The 15,863-nt window shown below is 45.9% G+C and carries 12 protein-coding genes and 1 pseudogene; 9 read left to right on the top strand and 4 right to left on the bottom strand.

Annotated features, from left to right (window positions below):
• Nucleotides 1-109 precede the first annotated feature (109 nt).
• The 4 genes from MHH28_RS22120 to MHH28_RS22105 all read left to right on the top strand — a co-directional run bounded on the left by MHH28_RS22120 (nt 110) and on the right by MHH28_RS22105 (nt 8,698).
• Complete coding sequence (locus tag MHH28_RS22120) at nt 110-5,647, top strand: S-layer homology domain-containing protein (protein WP_405105592.1); 5,538 nt, start codon at nt 110-112, stop codon at nt 5,645-5,647.
• Between the two features lie 113 nt (nt 5,648-5,760).
• The gene (locus MHH28_RS22115; RefSeq protein ID WP_405105590.1) at nt 5,761-6,702 is read left to right on the top strand and encodes a hypothetical protein; all 942 of its coding nucleotides are present in this window, start codon (nt 5,761-5,763) and stop codon (nt 6,700-6,702) included.
• A 60-nt stretch (nt 6,703-6,762) separates the two neighbouring features.
• A complete protein-coding gene (locus MHH28_RS22110; protein ID WP_405105588.1) occupies nt 6,763-8,064 on the top strand; it encodes an XRE family transcriptional regulator in 1,302 nt (433 codons plus the stop codon).
• Between the two features lie 217 nt (nt 8,065-8,281).
• Nucleotides 8,282-8,698, top strand: a complete 417-nt coding sequence (locus tag MHH28_RS22105; RefSeq protein ID WP_405105586.1) for a hypothetical protein — start codon at nt 8,282-8,284, stop codon at nt 8,696-8,698.
• A 216-nt stretch (nt 8,699-8,914) separates the two neighbouring features.
• Here MHH28_RS22105 and MHH28_RS22100 read toward each other — a convergent pair whose 3' ends face one another.
• Nucleotides 8,915-9,295, bottom strand: coding sequence for a RidA family protein (locus MHH28_RS22100; RefSeq protein WP_405105584.1), 381 nt, complete (start codon nt 9,293-9,295; stop codon nt 8,915-8,917).
• A gap of 105 nt (nt 9,296-9,400) precedes the next feature.
• On the opposite strand from MHH28_RS22100, the gene MHH28_RS22095 reads away from it, so the two are divergent.
• Nucleotides 9,401-9,736 carry a helix-turn-helix domain-containing protein gene (locus tag MHH28_RS22095; protein ID WP_036722981.1) on the top strand — a complete coding sequence of 112 codons (336 nt, stop codon included), beginning with the start codon at nt 9,401-9,403 and terminating at the stop codon, nt 9,734-9,736.
• A 16-nt stretch (nt 9,737-9,752) separates the two neighbouring features.
• On the opposite strand, the pseudogene MHH28_RS22090 reads toward MHH28_RS22095, so the two are convergent.
• Nucleotides 9,753-10,391: pseudogene (locus MHH28_RS22090) on the bottom strand (nitroreductase family protein).
• A gap of 132 nt (nt 10,392-10,523) precedes the next feature.
• Between MHH28_RS22090 and MHH28_RS22085 the strand changes: the two are divergent.
• A complete protein-coding gene (locus tag MHH28_RS22085) occupies nt 10,524-10,817 on the top strand; it encodes a MerR family transcriptional regulator (RefSeq protein WP_405105582.1) in 294 nt (97 codons plus the stop codon).
• 13 nt (nt 10,818-10,830) lie between these two features.
• Nucleotides 10,831-11,319, top strand: a complete 489-nt coding sequence (locus MHH28_RS22080) for an NUDIX hydrolase (protein ID WP_405105580.1) — start codon at nt 10,831-10,833, stop codon at nt 11,317-11,319.
• Nucleotides 11,320-11,479: 160 nt separating this feature from the next.
• Here MHH28_RS22080 and MHH28_RS22075 read toward each other — a convergent pair whose 3' ends face one another.
• Both MHH28_RS22075 and MHH28_RS22070 read right to left on the bottom strand, forming a co-directional pair.
• A complete protein-coding gene (locus MHH28_RS22075; RefSeq protein WP_405105578.1) occupies nt 11,480-12,907 on the bottom strand; it encodes an MDR family MFS transporter in 1,428 nt (475 codons plus the stop codon).
• 55 nt (nt 12,908-12,962) lie between these two features.
• On the bottom strand, nt 12,963-13,202 hold the full coding sequence (locus MHH28_RS22070; RefSeq protein ID WP_209869054.1) for a hypothetical protein: 240 nt from the start codon (nt 13,200-13,202) through the stop codon (nt 12,963-12,965).
• Between the two features lie 303 nt (nt 13,203-13,505).
• Here MHH28_RS22070 and MHH28_RS22065 point away from each other — a divergent pair, with 303 nt between their 5' ends.
• Nucleotides 13,506-14,714 carry a TerD family protein gene (locus tag MHH28_RS22065; protein ID WP_405105576.1) on the top strand — a complete coding sequence of 403 codons (1,209 nt, stop codon included), beginning with the start codon at nt 13,506-13,508 and terminating at the stop codon, nt 14,712-14,714.
• Between the two features lie 280 nt (nt 14,715-14,994).
• Nucleotides 14,995-15,846: a phosphatidylinositol-specific phospholipase C/glycerophosphodiester phosphodiesterase family protein gene (locus MHH28_RS22060; RefSeq protein WP_405105574.1), complete on the top strand. Its 852-nt coding sequence runs from the start codon at nt 14,995-14,997 to the stop codon at nt 15,844-15,846.
• Nucleotides 15,847-15,863: the final 17 nt, after the last annotated feature.

Raw genomic sequence — 15,863 nt, 5'->3', positions numbered from 1 at the left:
TTGTGAGGTATGTCATATGATTCGGCGCACTTGCATCTAGAGTGCCACTACATACCAAAACATACCAAAACAATTTCAGAAAGGGATGAACTGAATGGTAAGAAACAACATGAATTTGCGGAAAATTGGAATTATGTTTCTGATCTTTACTCTCGTCTTCACGGGCATGGGATTAAGCTTCGGAACTCCAGAGAGCTATGCTGCTTCTTCGAATATTTATGTAGCAAGTAGTGGCGATGACAGCACAGGTGATGGGACCGAAGGCAAGCCCTATGCCACTCTCCCCAAAGCCAATCAAGAGGTGGTCAGCGGGGGAACAATATATGTCATGGATGATATCACTTTGTCACCCGTTGAGCCCGGAAAGTTCCTAGAGTTCAAAGGGGGCAAACAAATTACGATCACAACGTCTCCTAACGTCTCCAAAACTGCTGTGATTAAGCGTGGGGGTAGCGGAACACTTTTAGATCTGCTTGCTGGTCACCTTACATTGAAGAATATCATCATTGACGGCATGGGAACTTCGTCTGCTGGAAGAATCGTTAATGTATACGATGCTTCAAGTCTAACCATAGAAGATGGCGCGATTTTACGAAATAATAATATTAATAACTTGCCGGCAAGTGTAATTTACGTAAGTGATCCGGCATCGACTGTCAAAATGACCGGGGGAGAAATCAGCGGTAATAAGTATGCTGGTACGGCTACGAGTGCGATCCTTTTGAGTAATGGTGAATTCACTATGAGTGGAGGCCAAATTACCGGGAATATTGGCGGAGGCGTTGAAGTCGCAGCAGGTAAATTCATCCTGTCTGGAACCGGACAGATTACTGAGAATTTGATCGCATCGGGCAAGGGTCAAAACGTTAATTTGAAAGGCTCTAATCTTCTTTATATGAACGGAGACTTTACCGGGAAAGCGGGCATCACCGCGCAAAATCGGATGACGGAAGGCAGCAAGTTCGGGGAGGCCATTGCCGGCGATCTGAAGGGTATTAAGAATCTGTTTGCGGACAACACCCCATCTATATTTGCTGCGTATGGAGAAGGCAATGCCTTGGTATGGAAAGAGGCAACCACAGCCGCCCCTGGCGGTGTGGGAGTCAATGATGGCTTGATTTCATGGGTAGATGTAGGCAAGAGCGCTAAGCCTGTGAATGGCAGAGTTACCGAGTTGCAAGATTTGGCTATTAATGAAATATGGGACCGAAGTGAGACCGACAGAATTATTCCATATAGCGCCAATGCAGTAAACTATAATCCCGCTATTCAGGTGACTTCGGCTACTACCTATTTCAAGAAAGCTTCTGTAGGTACTCCACAGGACACACAACGGGAAGTGTTCTCGGTTCAGGCAAGCAGCGATTTTAGCGGATTTCCTTGGGATTTAGGTGGTAAGTCGGCGACTTCTGAATATGGGAATACATCAGGGAAGCTGATTCGCACCTATTTTGGATCAGATTCGTACAAAGACATTGATGTTACAGGATATGACTTGAAGAAAACACGAGTTATGAATATATGGAGTGCAGTAGACACTGGGAATCCGAATAAAGATCAATGGTCTTTTTCTTTAGATGGAAAACAGTTAGATCCAGTTAACGGTACTGGAGATAAACATAAAGTTGATTTTACTCTTGCTGCCGGCGGAAAAGTATACATCGGTGCAGGTCACTTTAGCCGGTTTAACGGCTCTATCTCCGAAGTCATTGTATTCAACAAAAAACTAAGTGAGACTGAGCGCCATAAGGTGAACAGCTATCTCGCTCTAAAGTATGGTCTATCCTTGAAAGACGCAAATGGCCAATTGATCGACTATGTCACAAGTAATCATGATGCAGAGCAGACGTCTACGATGTGGACCGCCGCTAATAATCAGGGCTATGGTAACCGTATCACCGGAATCGGGCGTGACGATCAAGGGGCATTGGATCAGAAGCAATCGAAGTCTCAAGATAACGGCGCCAACGTAACGATTTCATTAGGAGCTACGGTAGCAAATTCTAATGAAGAGAATACCCAAGAGATTGCTAACGATAAATCATTTTTTGTTTTTAGCGATAATGGGGCTGGGACCGAGTTCATTAGTTCAATCGATAAAGACAATGAAAGTCTAAAGCATACTGCACGCATTCACAAAGTGGAGAAAACCAACTGGGCAGACAAAGATCCGGCAACAGAGTTACCTGTTCAGATTACATTCCAAGTAGATAAAGCAGAAGCAGCTAAACAATGGCCTTTATATTTAGTTGTCAGTGCAGACGATCAATTCGATGGTCAAGACAAGTTCTACGAGTTAGTTGACGGTAAAGCAACGCTTAACAGTGAAGATTTGAATAATGGATCATACTTCACGATTGCAGCGCCAGCCCCTAAGCTGATAAGCGCTAATCTTGATCAAGCTACAGCAAATAGTAAGCAAATTGTCTTCACTTATGATAGAGATGTAGTGTTGACCGATACAACTGGTTTCTTAGTTGAAATGAATGGTACAGAGGTACCGATTGGTCAGGTTAGTATTAAAGTTGATCCGGTTGACACCACAAAACTGATTGTTACATTACCATCCGGAACAGATATTGCCGGCAAAACGGTAACAGTATCCTATAACGGAAAAGGCAACTTGAAGGGGAGTAACGGAGTTCCTGTAGATGATTTTGACAAGGATATAACAAAGCTAGCGAAGCCTAATGCTCAATTGGATAAGGACATGCTATCCTGGGGCCCAATAGACCATGCAGACAATTATGAAGTAACGGTGAAGTTAAGTGACGGAACCAGTATTACCAAAGCCGTGTATGGAGCAGAACTCGATTTGTCGACATTGGGACTGAAACCCGGCAGCTATGATGTAACGGTAACGGCGAAGTCGGATAACGATGCCTATGTGGATTCGGAACCGTCAGATTCAGTGACATATACCGTAACGAAGGTCGACAAAACCGCTCTTCAAGGGAAAGTGAACGAAGCAGGCAAGCTCGATAAGAAAGAGTACACGGCTGAAAGCTGGTCGAATCTGGAGCGTGAGCTTACGGAAGCCAACAACGTGCTGAACAATCCAAAGGCTACGCAGGATCAAGTAGATCAGGCGCTGGCCGAGTTACAAAAGGCGCTGGATGATCTGGAGAAGATTAAGGTCGACAAGACGGCTCTTGAGGGTAAGGTAACCGAAGCAGGCACACTCGACAAGAAGGAGTACACTGCTGAAAGCTGGTCGAAGCTGGAGCTTGAGCTTGCCGAAGCCAACAGCGTGCTGAACGATCCAAAGGCTACGCAGGATCAGGTAGATCAGGCGCTGGCCGAGTTGCAAAAAGCGCTGGAGGATCTGGAGAAGATTAAGGTAGACAAGACGGCTCTTGAAGGTAAGGTAACCGAAGCAGGCACACTCGACAAGAAGGAGTACACTGCTGAAAGCTGGTCGAAGCTGGAGCGCGAGCTTACCGAAGCCAACAACGTGCTGAACAATTCAAATGCAACGCAGGATCAGGTAGATCAGGCACTGGCCGAGTTGCAAAAAGCGCTGGATGATCTGGAGAAGATTAAGGTAGACAAGACGGCTCTTGAAGGTAAGGTAACCGAAGCAGGCACACTCGACAAGAAAGAGTACACCGCCGAAAGTTGGGCGAATCTGGAGCGCGAGCTTACCGAAGCCAACAATGTTCTGAACGATCCAAGTGCTACGCAGGATCAAGTAGATCAGGCGCTGGCCGAGTTGCAAAAAGCGCTGGATGATCTGGAGAAGATTAAGGTAGACAAGACGGCTCTTGAAGGTAAGGTAACCGAAGCAGGCACGCTCAACGAGAAAGAATATACCGCTGAAAGCTGGTCGAATCTGGAGCGTGAGATTGCCGAAGCTAACATCGTGCTGAACGATGCAAATGCTACGCAGGATCAAGTAGATGCGGCGCTGGCCGAGTTACAAAAGGCATTGGATGATCTCATTGTAACGAACGGAGAACTCAAAGAAATAAACCTGGTTGGTCTAACGAATGAAGGCAGTCAAGCTATCCCATTAACTCCTGAATTCGATCCAAATCAGAACAAAAACTATAAGGGGACAGTAACCAATAACGTTTATGGTGTCAGTCTGAATCCAGTTACAAAATATCCAGGCGATACTCAATTGAAAATCACGGTGAACAATGAAGAGTATCCTTCTGACAAGTGGAATAAGCTGCCGCTTAATGAAGGTGAGAATGAGATCAAAGTCGGTGTCTATAATACAGCCGGTGAGCTGATCAATGAATACATCTATATCATCGTGCGTGAGAAAGCTCCTGGTAACGACAACACCGGCGGCGGCAACAATGGTGGCAGCGACAACAGTGGTGGCAACTCGGGGATTAACAATCCTTCTATTCCACCAACTCCACCTACCCCTCCGACGACGGAAAATACGAACATTATAACTACCGTCAACGGTTCGAATCAATCGTTTGCCACGGGTACTGTAACACCAAATGGAGACCAAGCGACGGTTACCATCGATCCGAATAAACTTGCCAGCTTTATTGCAGACGGTAAGGGACATAAACTCGGCATCCGCGTACCGGGTAATGGTGATGTCGAAGTTCAAGGTCTGACGCTGGAAGATCTGAAAAAGATTGCTGATACCGGGTCCAGTCTGGATGTTGAAGACGTGCTGGCGATTTACCCGGTTCCTGCAGGAAAACTTGATGTGAACGCGATTAGCAGACAGTTCGGCAACGCGCCAATTAGCAATATTGCGGTGAACATCAAGATCAAACGCTCTGCAGATGATGTGACGAAGCTTGCCCGCGAGAAGGCAACTCTAGGCAGTTATGAACTGCTTGTGAATCCTGTTGATCTCGATTTGAGCTTTATGCATGACGGGAAAACAGATAGAGCGGGAGCATTGAAAGGTTATGCGCCGAAATACATTGCTCTTCCGGAAGGCATTGATCCGAACCGGATTACAACAGGCGTTATCGTTAACCCAGACGGCAGCGTATTCCATGTGCCTACGGTTGTTACGAAGATCAATAACCGGTATTTCGCGCTTATTAATGATCTACGCAGCAGTGGTACTTACTCGGTGATCTGGAATCCTCAGGATTTCGGTGATGTAAGAAACCATTGGGGCAAAGAGGACGTCAACAACATTGCAGCAAGATTGAGTCTGAAGGGCAACGGAGATAACACGTTCTCACCTAACCGTAGTGTTAGCCGCTCTGAGTTTGCAGAGATTGTAGTTACCGGACTAGGCTTAATGCGTCAAAATGTAACGCAAGCTGATTTCTCCGATGTACCTGCTTCTGCGGGGTACAAAGACTCTGTAGCGATTGCCGATGAATTCGATATCGTTCGTGGTTATGATGACAGTAACTTCAAAGGTGATCAGCAAATTACGAGAGAGCAAGGATTCGCGATGATTGCCCGCGCGTACCGCTTGATTCAATCCGAAGATTTACCAAGTCAAGAGAAGATCGCTTCTACACTGGCATCTTATGCGGATGGAGCAAACGTAGCGGCTTGGGCACAAGGCGATGTTGCTCAGCTGATCCAGGCGGGAATACTTCAAGGCACTGGACCTAAATCCCTTGATCCAAAAGCACAAATGGCTCGTGCTGAAGTCACTGCATTGATCGCAAGAATGCTCAAAGTAACCGACCTGATTGATAAGTAATGCAAAACAACCATTGATGACCTGGAGTCGTCAATGGTTGTTTTTTTTCACCGATAGACCTGTTAAGCTTAACCGTATCATAGGAGAGACAAGTTCATTGGGGAGGGAAAAGAATGGGCAGAAGCATACTTGAAGACGGACTATTGATTATTTCTCAATGTAAAAGCATGACTGGTGATATTTGGGAAGCACATTTTGGGGCGGCGGCGATTGCAGGTTATTTTTTTGTAAAAGAAAACTCGATGCCTCTTGATACCGTAAATAGAATTGTGGCTCAATCCGAGACGATGCTCGATAAACATTCATCCCGAGGAGCAGCTCATCCCGTGTTTGGAATAGATCCTGGGGATGCGGAAAAGATGATCTTGGAATCATTGGAGCCCGGGATCGATGAGCTGCATTGGGTCGGACACAATGTTATCTATGCAGCGCTGAGTTTGTTGGCCATTCAAGAGCTGGGAGGGTGGGGGACGAAGGAGGAAATCCTGGGAATCTCCACACTGATTCGTTCTTTTGACAAGTCAATCCCCGGGAGGTCCTGGCTCGGGTATTCCATGTCTGACGTGAGGGAATTGGAAATTAATGAGAACGATTATTTTCCCGCTATTGTGAATACCGAGCAACTGTCAGAATTCATATTAAGTGAATTGTCTTCTTTTCATACCATTTATAGAGCGGAAGCTCATCACGATTTAATAGGCCATATGCTGACCTTCTCACATGCGTTGAATATTCTGTTCGATCTCGGCCATGTCAGCTATTTTAAAAGAGGGATTCTCCCGCTTCTTAAATTGGTTAAGGTCCTTCGGGCCAGTCACGATCTTACACCGGAATATCCGATCAAATTAAGCTCTCCTGTTGACCGTCAACCATTGATCAAGGCAGACCGGTCTGAATGGCTGCCGATTGAATATGAATATTGGTCTGTGGATTATTCCCATCATGATTGGAATTTTGGACATGTATTTAAGTTTCCGTTCAGCTTCTATAATCACCTGGGTAGAGTTCCCTTCCGAATGATCAAGGCCATTGAAAATTTCCGATATATCGTTTAGAACAATTTAATGTCATTGACGCTTGTCATTTATAGGTATAAGAAGGCAGAGGTGAGTCTTATGCTCAAGGAACGTATCGAGCTTCTGTGCAAGAAGAAGCAAATATCGAGGAAAGACCTCGTGGAGGGACTTGTTACACAAGCCCATTTTGCCAATATATTAGCAGGCAGGTATCCGTTGGCCGACGATTTGTCGGAGCATATCGCGGGCCGTCTGGGCGTTCCCGTCAGCTATTTGACCGCCGCAGCCACTACGGATGAGCAGGCGCTGAAGCGGGCGGAGCACATTTTCCAGACGATGTCCGGGGGGGCGGTATCCGACAGCTACGTGGATGCTCTGGACGATCGGGATGATGTGCTCGTCGTAGAGTTAACGACTGCCCTTATGAAGGCCGTTTACTATCAGCAAATCAACGATCCGACCGCTTACGATTACTTGCATCAGTCCTACTTGAACCATTATTTGGAGAAGTACGGAAAGCCCGACGAAGTCGATTTGCCATTACCCTTAAAAAAAGCGCTTCTGCTATACAAAATCCAGTATTTCCGCTCCAAAAGCCGTTATTTCAACGTGCTGAATGATGTGAACCGCTTAATCGGGCTTGTGGAACCGGGGACGGAAGTATGGCTCATGGCGCAAAACATCAGGATGGAAGCATGCATTCTGTTGAAGCAGTTCGAACAGGCGAAACAGGTGTTTGAGCAGACCATGCAGCAAATCGTCGATGATCGGCTGTTTCACCGTTTATCCGGCCTGTATGTGGCATACAGCGGCTATTGTTTCGCGATGGGCCTTGTGCAGGAAGCGTTGCGTTCGCTTTCGATGGCGGAAGCCAACCTTGTTTATTTGCAGCAGCCAGGCGATGTGGTCACGACGATTATGAATAACCGGATTGTTATGCTGACAATGACTGGAGAGCTGGATAAAGCGCTGGACGAAATCGCCCGCTTCGAGGCAATGATCGCCAATGAGCCGGAGGAAACCCGGAAGAAGCTTGAGCCGGTTACGACCATATATCGGTGTGAAGCAGCTTTCGCCCAGAAAAATTGGGGATTGCTCTCGCATGGAATTGAGCGGCTGCGAATTTCCCGTACCAATACGGATCAGGAGATGGCGTTGGCTTTCTATGAGAGCCAGCTGGCGCTGTCCCAAGGGGACATGGAGAGATTTCAGAACCTTGCGCTGGAATGCTTGCCTTATTTCGAATCCAACCAACATGAGATGCGTCTTGAGCAACTGTACGAAGCGTTGGCGGTGGTGTGTGAGGAAGGCCGCCGCTATAAGGAATCGTCCATGTATTACCGGAAGCTGGTATATCTATTAAGGAATAACGGCGGGGGAGGGCCTTCCCGTCAGGTTTAAATACAAAATTTTAGAACCCATGGAGTATTGAATAACGTCTGAGGCCCTTAGTTTTGCAAGAAAGCCCCATTTCGGAAAAAAACAAAGCGTGAATCGGAAGGAAAATCCGCGTTATCGCTCACTTGTTTGTATGTCGCCGATACTATTGTCGCGCTTAATGGCAATCGTATACAGTTAAGATACAACGACAAATCAAACGAAGAGAGGCGTGAAGCGTATGTGGGGATTGTTCGGAAAAAAGAAGGAACCGCAGGATCGTCTGGAGAAGGCAGAAAAGATAATGAACAAAGGAATATCGGGGCTAGTTATGAAAACCATGGTCTCCAAAGAACACAAGGATCTCATTAACCAAAGTCTGGCTACGGCAAAACAGGCGCAATTGGCATCGAGCGGCACCGTGCCGCTTAGCGCAACCGCTGTCGTCGTATCCGTGACGGATACGGGAAAGCTCATTAATTTCGATCCGATCCTCGTCCTCGTGTTGAATGTGACAGAGAACGATGGGAGTACGTATCAGAAGACACTGGAAACGCTCGTATCGAAAATCCAAATTCCGCGCGCGGGAGATCGAGTCGGTTTGGGCCACAACCCGGCTAATCCGTCCGAGCTGATGTATATGGGACTGCTGCCATAGAAGCCTTGAGGAGCAGCCGTTAAGCTGAACCGTATTCTAAGTAGTTGGTGTTCAGCAATTAAAAAGTAACGGCTGTCCTCTATCCTCCGCAGGAATGAAATGTTGGTCATTATAGTAATCTTTTCGGTCCTTCAGGTAACAATCTAACGCCACTGGATTCACCTCTATTTTATCAATGGTGAATGGGTAATTTCCTCACTATCCAGGCGTACAGATTCATAAATGCGCCACAGCCCGTACCTCTACCCACTGTTCCGGGAATGCCAGGTAAGTCACCCCGATCATGCTCCCCGCCGGCCGATGCTCTCCGACATACTTTTTGAACAGTCCGATCGCGGTTTCCCCGTGCTCCTGCGCATTCGTCAGATACAGCTCCACATAAGCCAGATTATCCTTGGTCGCTCCGAACTCTTGTAACACGGTATCCAAATTCTTCAGCGTCTGTGTCATCTGTGCCTGAATATCGCCTGCTCCAACGAAGCTGCCCTCCGCATCATGGGAGAACTGTCCCGAGATATACAGCGTGTTGTCGACAAGGTACCCCTGCGAAATCCCGTGATCCCAGAGGGTATGGTTATACGTTCGGATGGTTGTCATTGCTTTAGCCCCTTTACTTCAAAGTAAAGCTATTATAGACTGAGCAAAAATAAAGGGATAGTACGCACAAAGAAGTGAGCTACTATCCGAAAGGATAGCGTGAACATGGGCATTTCAGATTTGAAGGGCAAGGAGACGGTGATCCAAGACACACCATTCGGTTATACGATGTCGGTGATCGGCGGGAAGTGGAAGATGGCGATTCTGTATCTGCTGTCCGCCAAACCCTCGATTCGATTCAATGAAATGCATAGACAGCTCGGAGCGGTGACATACAAGGTTCTCAGCGCGCAGCTTAAGGAATTGGAGGCTGACGGGCTGGTGAAGCGCGTGGAGTATCCGCAGATTCCGCCCAAAGTGGAGTATTCGCTGACACCGAAAGGGCAGACCCTGCTACCTGTGTTGGAGCAGCTGTGCGAGTGGGGAGCACAGAACCGGTGAGGTTCATACATTCACATTAGCGCCAAAAGGTAAATTCCTCGCTACCCAGGCGCACGGACTCATGGCCCTCATCTTTGGCCTTGCCGATGGATAAGATCATGACCGGAACATACCTGTGGTCGTCCAGATCAAAGGCGCTAACGATCTGATCACGTTCAAAGCCTGCCATCGGATTGGTGTCATACCCATGAGCACGGGCGACCAGCATCAGTTACATCGCGAATAAACTTGCATCAATTTTGGCAATTTCGATCTTTAATTCTCTAGGTATTTGCGGATACATGCTCAGAATTTGCGTAACCTGCTTGTCGCGTATGTCTTTGGGCATTTTTCCTTGCTCCACAGCAGTATCATAGATTTTCTCTACATATAAATCGCTCTGCGTATCTCCCAAAATGATGAGCATCGCCGCAGATGTATCATTTTGCCGCGTATTGAACTGGACCAGAGGCCGAAGCTTGTCTTTCCCTTCAGGGGAGTGAACCACGATTATACGCCATGGCTGCATATTCGCAGAAGAGGGCGCAAGGCTTGCCTCTTGAATCATAGCGTGCAGTTCTTCCTCCGAAATTTTGACGTCCTCATCGTACTGTCGTATGGAACGGCGGCCGGTTAGAATGTTGACAAAATCATTATTTTGAATAGATTCCAGCATAAATGCACTCCTTCTGATGTAACCCATTATTTTGACAGTAGCGCTGCCCCGGGTTATCATATTTTTATTTTGAACTATGAACCTTGGTTTATAGCAAATATAAATGAATGATTAATTTAGAAGGAGCAGAATATGAGAGCGAATGAAGTTTCCAGGCTGACGGAATTACCCATATCCACCTTGCGCTTCTATGAACGTAAACAGTTGATTCCTGAACAGTTTATTTCGAGGGATGAAAATAATTACCGCGTATACAATGAAGGAGTGGTCACCTATTTGCAGGATGTGAGAATGCTACTTACTTTAGGTTTAACGATCCAGGACTTAGTTTTACTTATCAATGAGAGCTCGTATATTAAGAAGGAAGCATTGGGTTTCGTTACCCATGTTAGGATCTACAGAGGTAGTTATCCAATCACTTCATAATGGAGGTTGTAAAATGGCGTTCCCAACACATATTGTGTCGGCAGGTGGAATTGTAGAAGATGGGAAGGGAAATATCCTTTTAGTAAAAGCTCATGATGATGGCTGGGTATATCCTGGCGGGATAACTGAAATTGGAGAGAACCTTATTGATGGCCTGATACGTGAAATCAAAGAGGAAAGCGGAATAGACGCCACTGTCAGCCATTTGATTAATATTATTTCAAATACAGCGATTCATAAGTGGTATGACGGTGTAACTGATGTTCCAACGAAGGTAATGTTTGATTTTGTGTGCAAAGTTGTGGGTGGAGAGTTAGCAACTTCTGACGAAACCAGTGACTGCAAATGGGTGGCTAAGGAGAACGTTCTGAATTTCATTACCCTACCCGCCATCCGCTTACGATATGAAGCTTATTTAAACTTTAACGGCTCTGTGAATTTCATAGATTACGTCACCACAACAATGTCCGAATGTAGCGTCAGGCTACAAAGAGAGGTATGAAGCCCTTAAGATTGACGTTGGACCGGAGATAGCCGAAGATAGCCGAAGATCAGCCGCTTATTTTGTATTAGCAGTATGCCCGATAAAAGCATAGTAAAAAGAGCCGCCACTTTTATGTTAGTGAAGGCTCTATGCTACGTAGTGAGATAAAAAATAAGTTTTAATGAGTCCTTTCAAGACGACGGCCATTGATAAACCAACTTGGCACCAAAACAAGAATTGTGAGAATACATTCAATCCCAAAAACCGTTTGCAAACCGGTAACAATACTGTGTGTTCTATCTTGAATCGCAGCGGGATCAGGTGAATGGTGAAGATAGCGATTGGCTCTGGATGACATGATGCCGACGAACAAAGCGATGCCAATTCCCCCGGCAATCTGTTGGAGCGTATTGTAGATGGCTGTGCCGTGGGGGACCAGGTGACGCGGAAGCTGATTCATTCCTGCTGTCTGAGCCGGCATGACGACAAACGATATGCCTAAGAATAATAGGACATGATTGAACAGAACGGAGCCTCGGGTTGTATCGCTATCGATACCGGCAAACAGCCACAGTGATAGGGCGATCATGAGCAGTCCGGGCATTATGACGAATCTCGGCCCGAATTTATCGAACAATTTTCCCGTTACAGGCATCAGTATTGCGTTCAAAATACAGCCTGGCATCAGAAGTAACCCTGTCCCGAAGGCCGTTAACTGCAGCACATCCTGCATATAGATCGGCAGCAATGTCGTGGTGGCGAATAAAACCATCATGAGCACCACTATCAATACAGCTACCAAAGAAAAAGCGGGATACCGGAATACGGAAAGATCAATCAAAGGCTCTTTAATTTTGAGTTGCCGCCAAATAAGTAAGAGCAAGAAGAGCCCGCCTATAGCAATCAAACTGTAACTCCCAGGACTAGCCCCGACACCGGTCTGGCTAAAACCGTAGGTGATAAAACCAAACCCGATGGTTGACATCACAATGGATAGAAGATCGACCCGTGGTTTTGTTATTTCTGTAACATTCTTTAAATTTATGAATGCATATATAATTGAAAACAACACGACAGGAATCACCATGTAGAACAGCCACCGCCAGTCCAAGGTATCGATAACCAAACCTGACAAAGCCGGCCCGATGACAGGGGCGACCATGATGACAAGCCCCATGAGACCCATGGCAGCCCCCCTGCGTTCTGGAGGATAAAGGGCAAGAATTGTATTCATCATCAGCGGAATCAATAATCCTGTCCCGCAAGCCTGAACAACCCTGCCTATCAGCAAGACTTCGAATCCAGGGGAGACTGCACACAAGCAGGTACCTGCTAAAAATAACGTCATTGCGGACATAAACATCCGGCGAGTCGTGAACCATTGCTGCAGCAATGCGGTCACCGGCACCAGTATGCCGATCATCAGCATATAACCGGTAGATAACCATTGTATGGTTGAAGCGGTAACGTTGAACTCACGCATTAATCCGGGAAAAGTATTAGTAAGTAAATTTTCGTTAAGGAACGCAATAAACGCACCGATGAGCAGGGCGGCTAGCATCGCCCCACTCTTCATTCTGCTTGCCTCTTGAACCTGTTCGTCCATCTTCCACCTCCAGAGAATATTCATTATCAAATCTTCACCTGTCTGATTGTGCTGATTATCCTACACCATCACCTTCTAACAAGGAGTAGAAATTATCGCGGTCTTCATCATCAAATTTGCCAAGCGCCTGTACCCTGACAAATTGATGTCCGCCATACATATCGATCTCCTCACCATTACTATTGTAGAGGGCGATTCTATGGCCATCCTGATTCCGTTCCATATACCCGTAACAATCTGCCTCGGGCTCTTCGCCGAAAAAGAGTAAAAATCTGATTTTGTCCACGCTATTCATACAGATCTCCCTTCCGTATTTCTCATTAATCTGAAGACTATTTTACGTGACACCGTCTCAAATGGAAAAAGCGATATCACTCTGCATACTCGGAAATCCATTCCTATTTTAATAACATAAGGGGGTCTCCCTCGCTATGCCGCTCATTCTCAAATTATTTCTTGACGGGACGCGGTTAGGGGAGTATTATAACGTGCCGGTTAACTCAACGGGGCCCTTTATAGTTTTATATCCCAAGTATTTCCTCCCTGTGTTAATATTATTGAGACAGCACGAGCCATTAAATGGATGGGAGTGGTTGGAGTGAATCAATTTCTGCAAATGGGAGCAAATACAACTTTAAGTGCCGCAAAAGGTAGCATTACGATTAGCCACGAAATCTCTACTCTGGTAGACGTTTCTTTAACAGCCTTCCTCTTAACGGATGCTGATAAGGTGCAAGGAGATAGCGGAATCATCTTTTATAATCAGCCCACAAGTTCCTCAGGTGTAGCCACGCTTTTACCAGCCGAGCAAGCCGGTAATACCAAAGTTTATAAGCTGAATTTCGACATGGATAAGGTCCCTGAAGGTATAACCAAAATAGCTGTAACTCTGACAGAGGATAACAGCACAGGATTCGCGAATGTGAAGAATCTGGAAGCAGAGATATGTACGCAAAATACGATCATTCACTTATCCCCATCCAGTTTCACGAACGAGAATGGAATTGTAGTGCTTGAATTATATCTAAGGAACGGTCAGACCAAGGTAAAATCAATCTGGCAGGGATTTGATTCGGGGCTTGAAGGGTTATGCAAAAACTATGGTGTTGAAGTAGAAGCGGATGAGCCAAGTGAGCATTCTAAACCTCAGATCATTCAAGAGCCTGTATCAAAGCAACCCGGTTCGGCTATGTCCATCAACCTTGAGAAGGTAAAGGGTAAGATCAATCTCGATAAAGGGCAGAAGCCGGTTATCATTGAGAAAACACCAGAAATTACGGCTACGGTATCTTGGGAGACTGGAACGGATTATGACATTTATGCTTTAGTCTATACAAAGGATGGAAAGCAGATTGATGTAGCTATGTTTGGTGCAACGGGAACACCTCCCCTCAAAAATTATGGTAAAGGGACAGTTGAGCATATGGGCGATGTGGGGAGAGGTAAAAAATCAAAGAAGACAGAGGTCATCAAGTTAAGACTAAGAGATGATGTTCTTGCGGTTGTTCCTGTAGTTTATTCAGCGCAATCCAATGGAACCGGTTCATTTTACAGATATAAGGTGTCCATGAGTATAGATAATCATAATGGAACCTCAGTTACGATCTCCGCCAAGAATGCAAATAATAATGATACGATCTATACCTGTGTACCCGGGATACTTCATAACACGCCAGCTGGCGTAATGATAAGCCCATTAGAGCTTTACAGTAGACCGAATTCAGAGTATAGGCCGATTCTTAAGGTAGGGGACTCCAATATGGTAGAAGTGATAATGGATCAGGGACCTTTGAATGATTATAAATAGTTCTATCTGTTAAAAGGCACCTCACAGAGAATGAAATATTTATGGCTTCCAATTTATAGGTACACTACTGGTAGGTCCTTCACTGGACCTTCCTTTTTTTGTTTCTCAGAATTACGCATGGAAAGTGGAGTTAAAAAATGAGTTTTAATGTTTCTAAGACCATTCATTTTTAAGCCTGAAATGTATACAAACTTCATAAATTCATTCGTTTTTTTACCAGCTCTTCTTCATTTGGGTCCTGTAATATGACTTCCATCGGGATAACAAAGGAGTGAAACGAATGAAGAGAATGAAGAAAACGCTTATGTTAAGCTTATTAATCGTCATTTCGGCTGGACTGGTCTGGTGTAGTTGGGGGCTTGTATGGTCAGGTCAGACACAGGGGATCTCGTCTACACCTGGCACCAGCGGGTGGGAGGACAATAGGCTTATTGCACATGCACTTGGTGAAGTCGAAGGCGCCAGCTACACAAATTCTTATGAAGCATTCATAAGCAATTACAATAAAGGATACCGTCTGTTCGAGGTTGATCTTGTGCAGACGACGGACGGGGAGCTTGTAGCCAGACATGGTTGGTCGGACAAGCTACAGCCGGATTTGGCCGCTCATGGCGGAAGAACTGTAACAAAGCTTCAGTTTGAGAACTCGCTTATTATGGGCAGATTCCAGCCTCTTACCCTACCGGATATCCTGCAGCTGATGCAGCAATATTGTGATTTTGACTTAATCTTAGATACGAAGGCAGGCAGCCAAGCGCAAATTCGGGAGCAGTTTACGAAACTGGTTAATGAGGCGCGCAATACTGATCCCGAGCTGCTCCAGCGGATGATACCGGAGATCTTCAGCCCGGAAATGTACCACATGGTAATGGACATCTACCCTTTTCCTAACAAAATGTATTCACTGTACAAAACTGGCGCATCCGCTGAGAGTATTGTAGAGTTTGCTAGGGACAAAGAGATTACTGCGGTCGCTATGCCGCTCTATCGCGTGATTATGAACCCCAACCTGGTTCCAGCCCTAAATAAGCTCGGGGTAAAAAGCTATGTTCACACCGTCAACAGCAGTCGGGTTAAGCAGTTATTATATAGCTTCGGGGTGCATGGATTCTATACGGATCGGGAAGTATGATTAATATCTTAATGAAG

The sequence above is a fragment of the Paenibacillus sp. FSL K6-1217 genome (genome assembly GCF_045040735.1).
In the GTDB taxonomy this organism is placed as follows: Bacteria; Bacillota; Bacilli; order Paenibacillales; family Paenibacillaceae; genus Paenibacillus_AQ.
Note: the sequence above shows the minus strand (reverse complement) of the source record. Positions and strands in the feature narration are given on the sequence as shown.

What these genes read in the sequence shown, in the direction of transcription:
- MHH28_RS22070 (WP_209869054.1), bottom strand. Translation starts at nt 13,202, where the DNA reads ATGAATAGCGTGGACAAAATCAGATTTTTACTCTTTTTCGGCGAAGAG.
- MHH28_RS22095 (WP_036722981.1), top strand. Translation starts at nt 9,401, where the DNA reads ATGGGCATTTCAGATTTGAAGGGCAAGGAGACGGTGATCCAAGACACA.
- MHH28_RS22085 (WP_405105582.1), top strand. Translation starts at nt 10,524, where the DNA reads ATGAGAGCGAATGAAGTTTCCAGGCTGACGGAATTACCCATATCCACC.
- MHH28_RS22100 (WP_405105584.1), bottom strand. Translation starts at nt 9,295, where the DNA reads ATGACAACCATCCGAACGTATAACCATACCCTCTGGGATCACGGGATT.
- MHH28_RS22105 (WP_405105586.1), top strand. Translation starts at nt 8,282, where the DNA reads ATGTGGGGATTGTTCGGAAAAAAGAAGGAACCGCAGGATCGTCTGGAG.
- MHH28_RS22080 (WP_405105580.1), top strand. Translation starts at nt 10,831, where the DNA reads ATGGCGTTCCCAACACATATTGTGTCGGCAGGTGGAATTGTAGAAGAT.
- MHH28_RS22075 (WP_405105578.1), bottom strand. Translation starts at nt 12,907, where the DNA reads ATGGACGAACAGGTTCAAGAGGCAAGCAGAATGAAGAGTGGGGCGATG.
- MHH28_RS22115 (WP_405105590.1), top strand. Translation starts at nt 5,761, where the DNA reads ATGGGCAGAAGCATACTTGAAGACGGACTATTGATTATTTCTCAATGT.
- MHH28_RS22120 (WP_405105592.1), top strand. Translation starts at nt 110, where the DNA reads ATGAATTTGCGGAAAATTGGAATTATGTTTCTGATCTTTACTCTCGTC.
- MHH28_RS22060 (WP_405105574.1), top strand. Translation starts at nt 14,995, where the DNA reads ATGAAGAGAATGAAGAAAACGCTTATGTTAAGCTTATTAATCGTCATT.
- MHH28_RS22110 (WP_405105588.1), top strand. Translation starts at nt 6,763, where the DNA reads ATGCTCAAGGAACGTATCGAGCTTCTGTGCAAGAAGAAGCAAATATCG.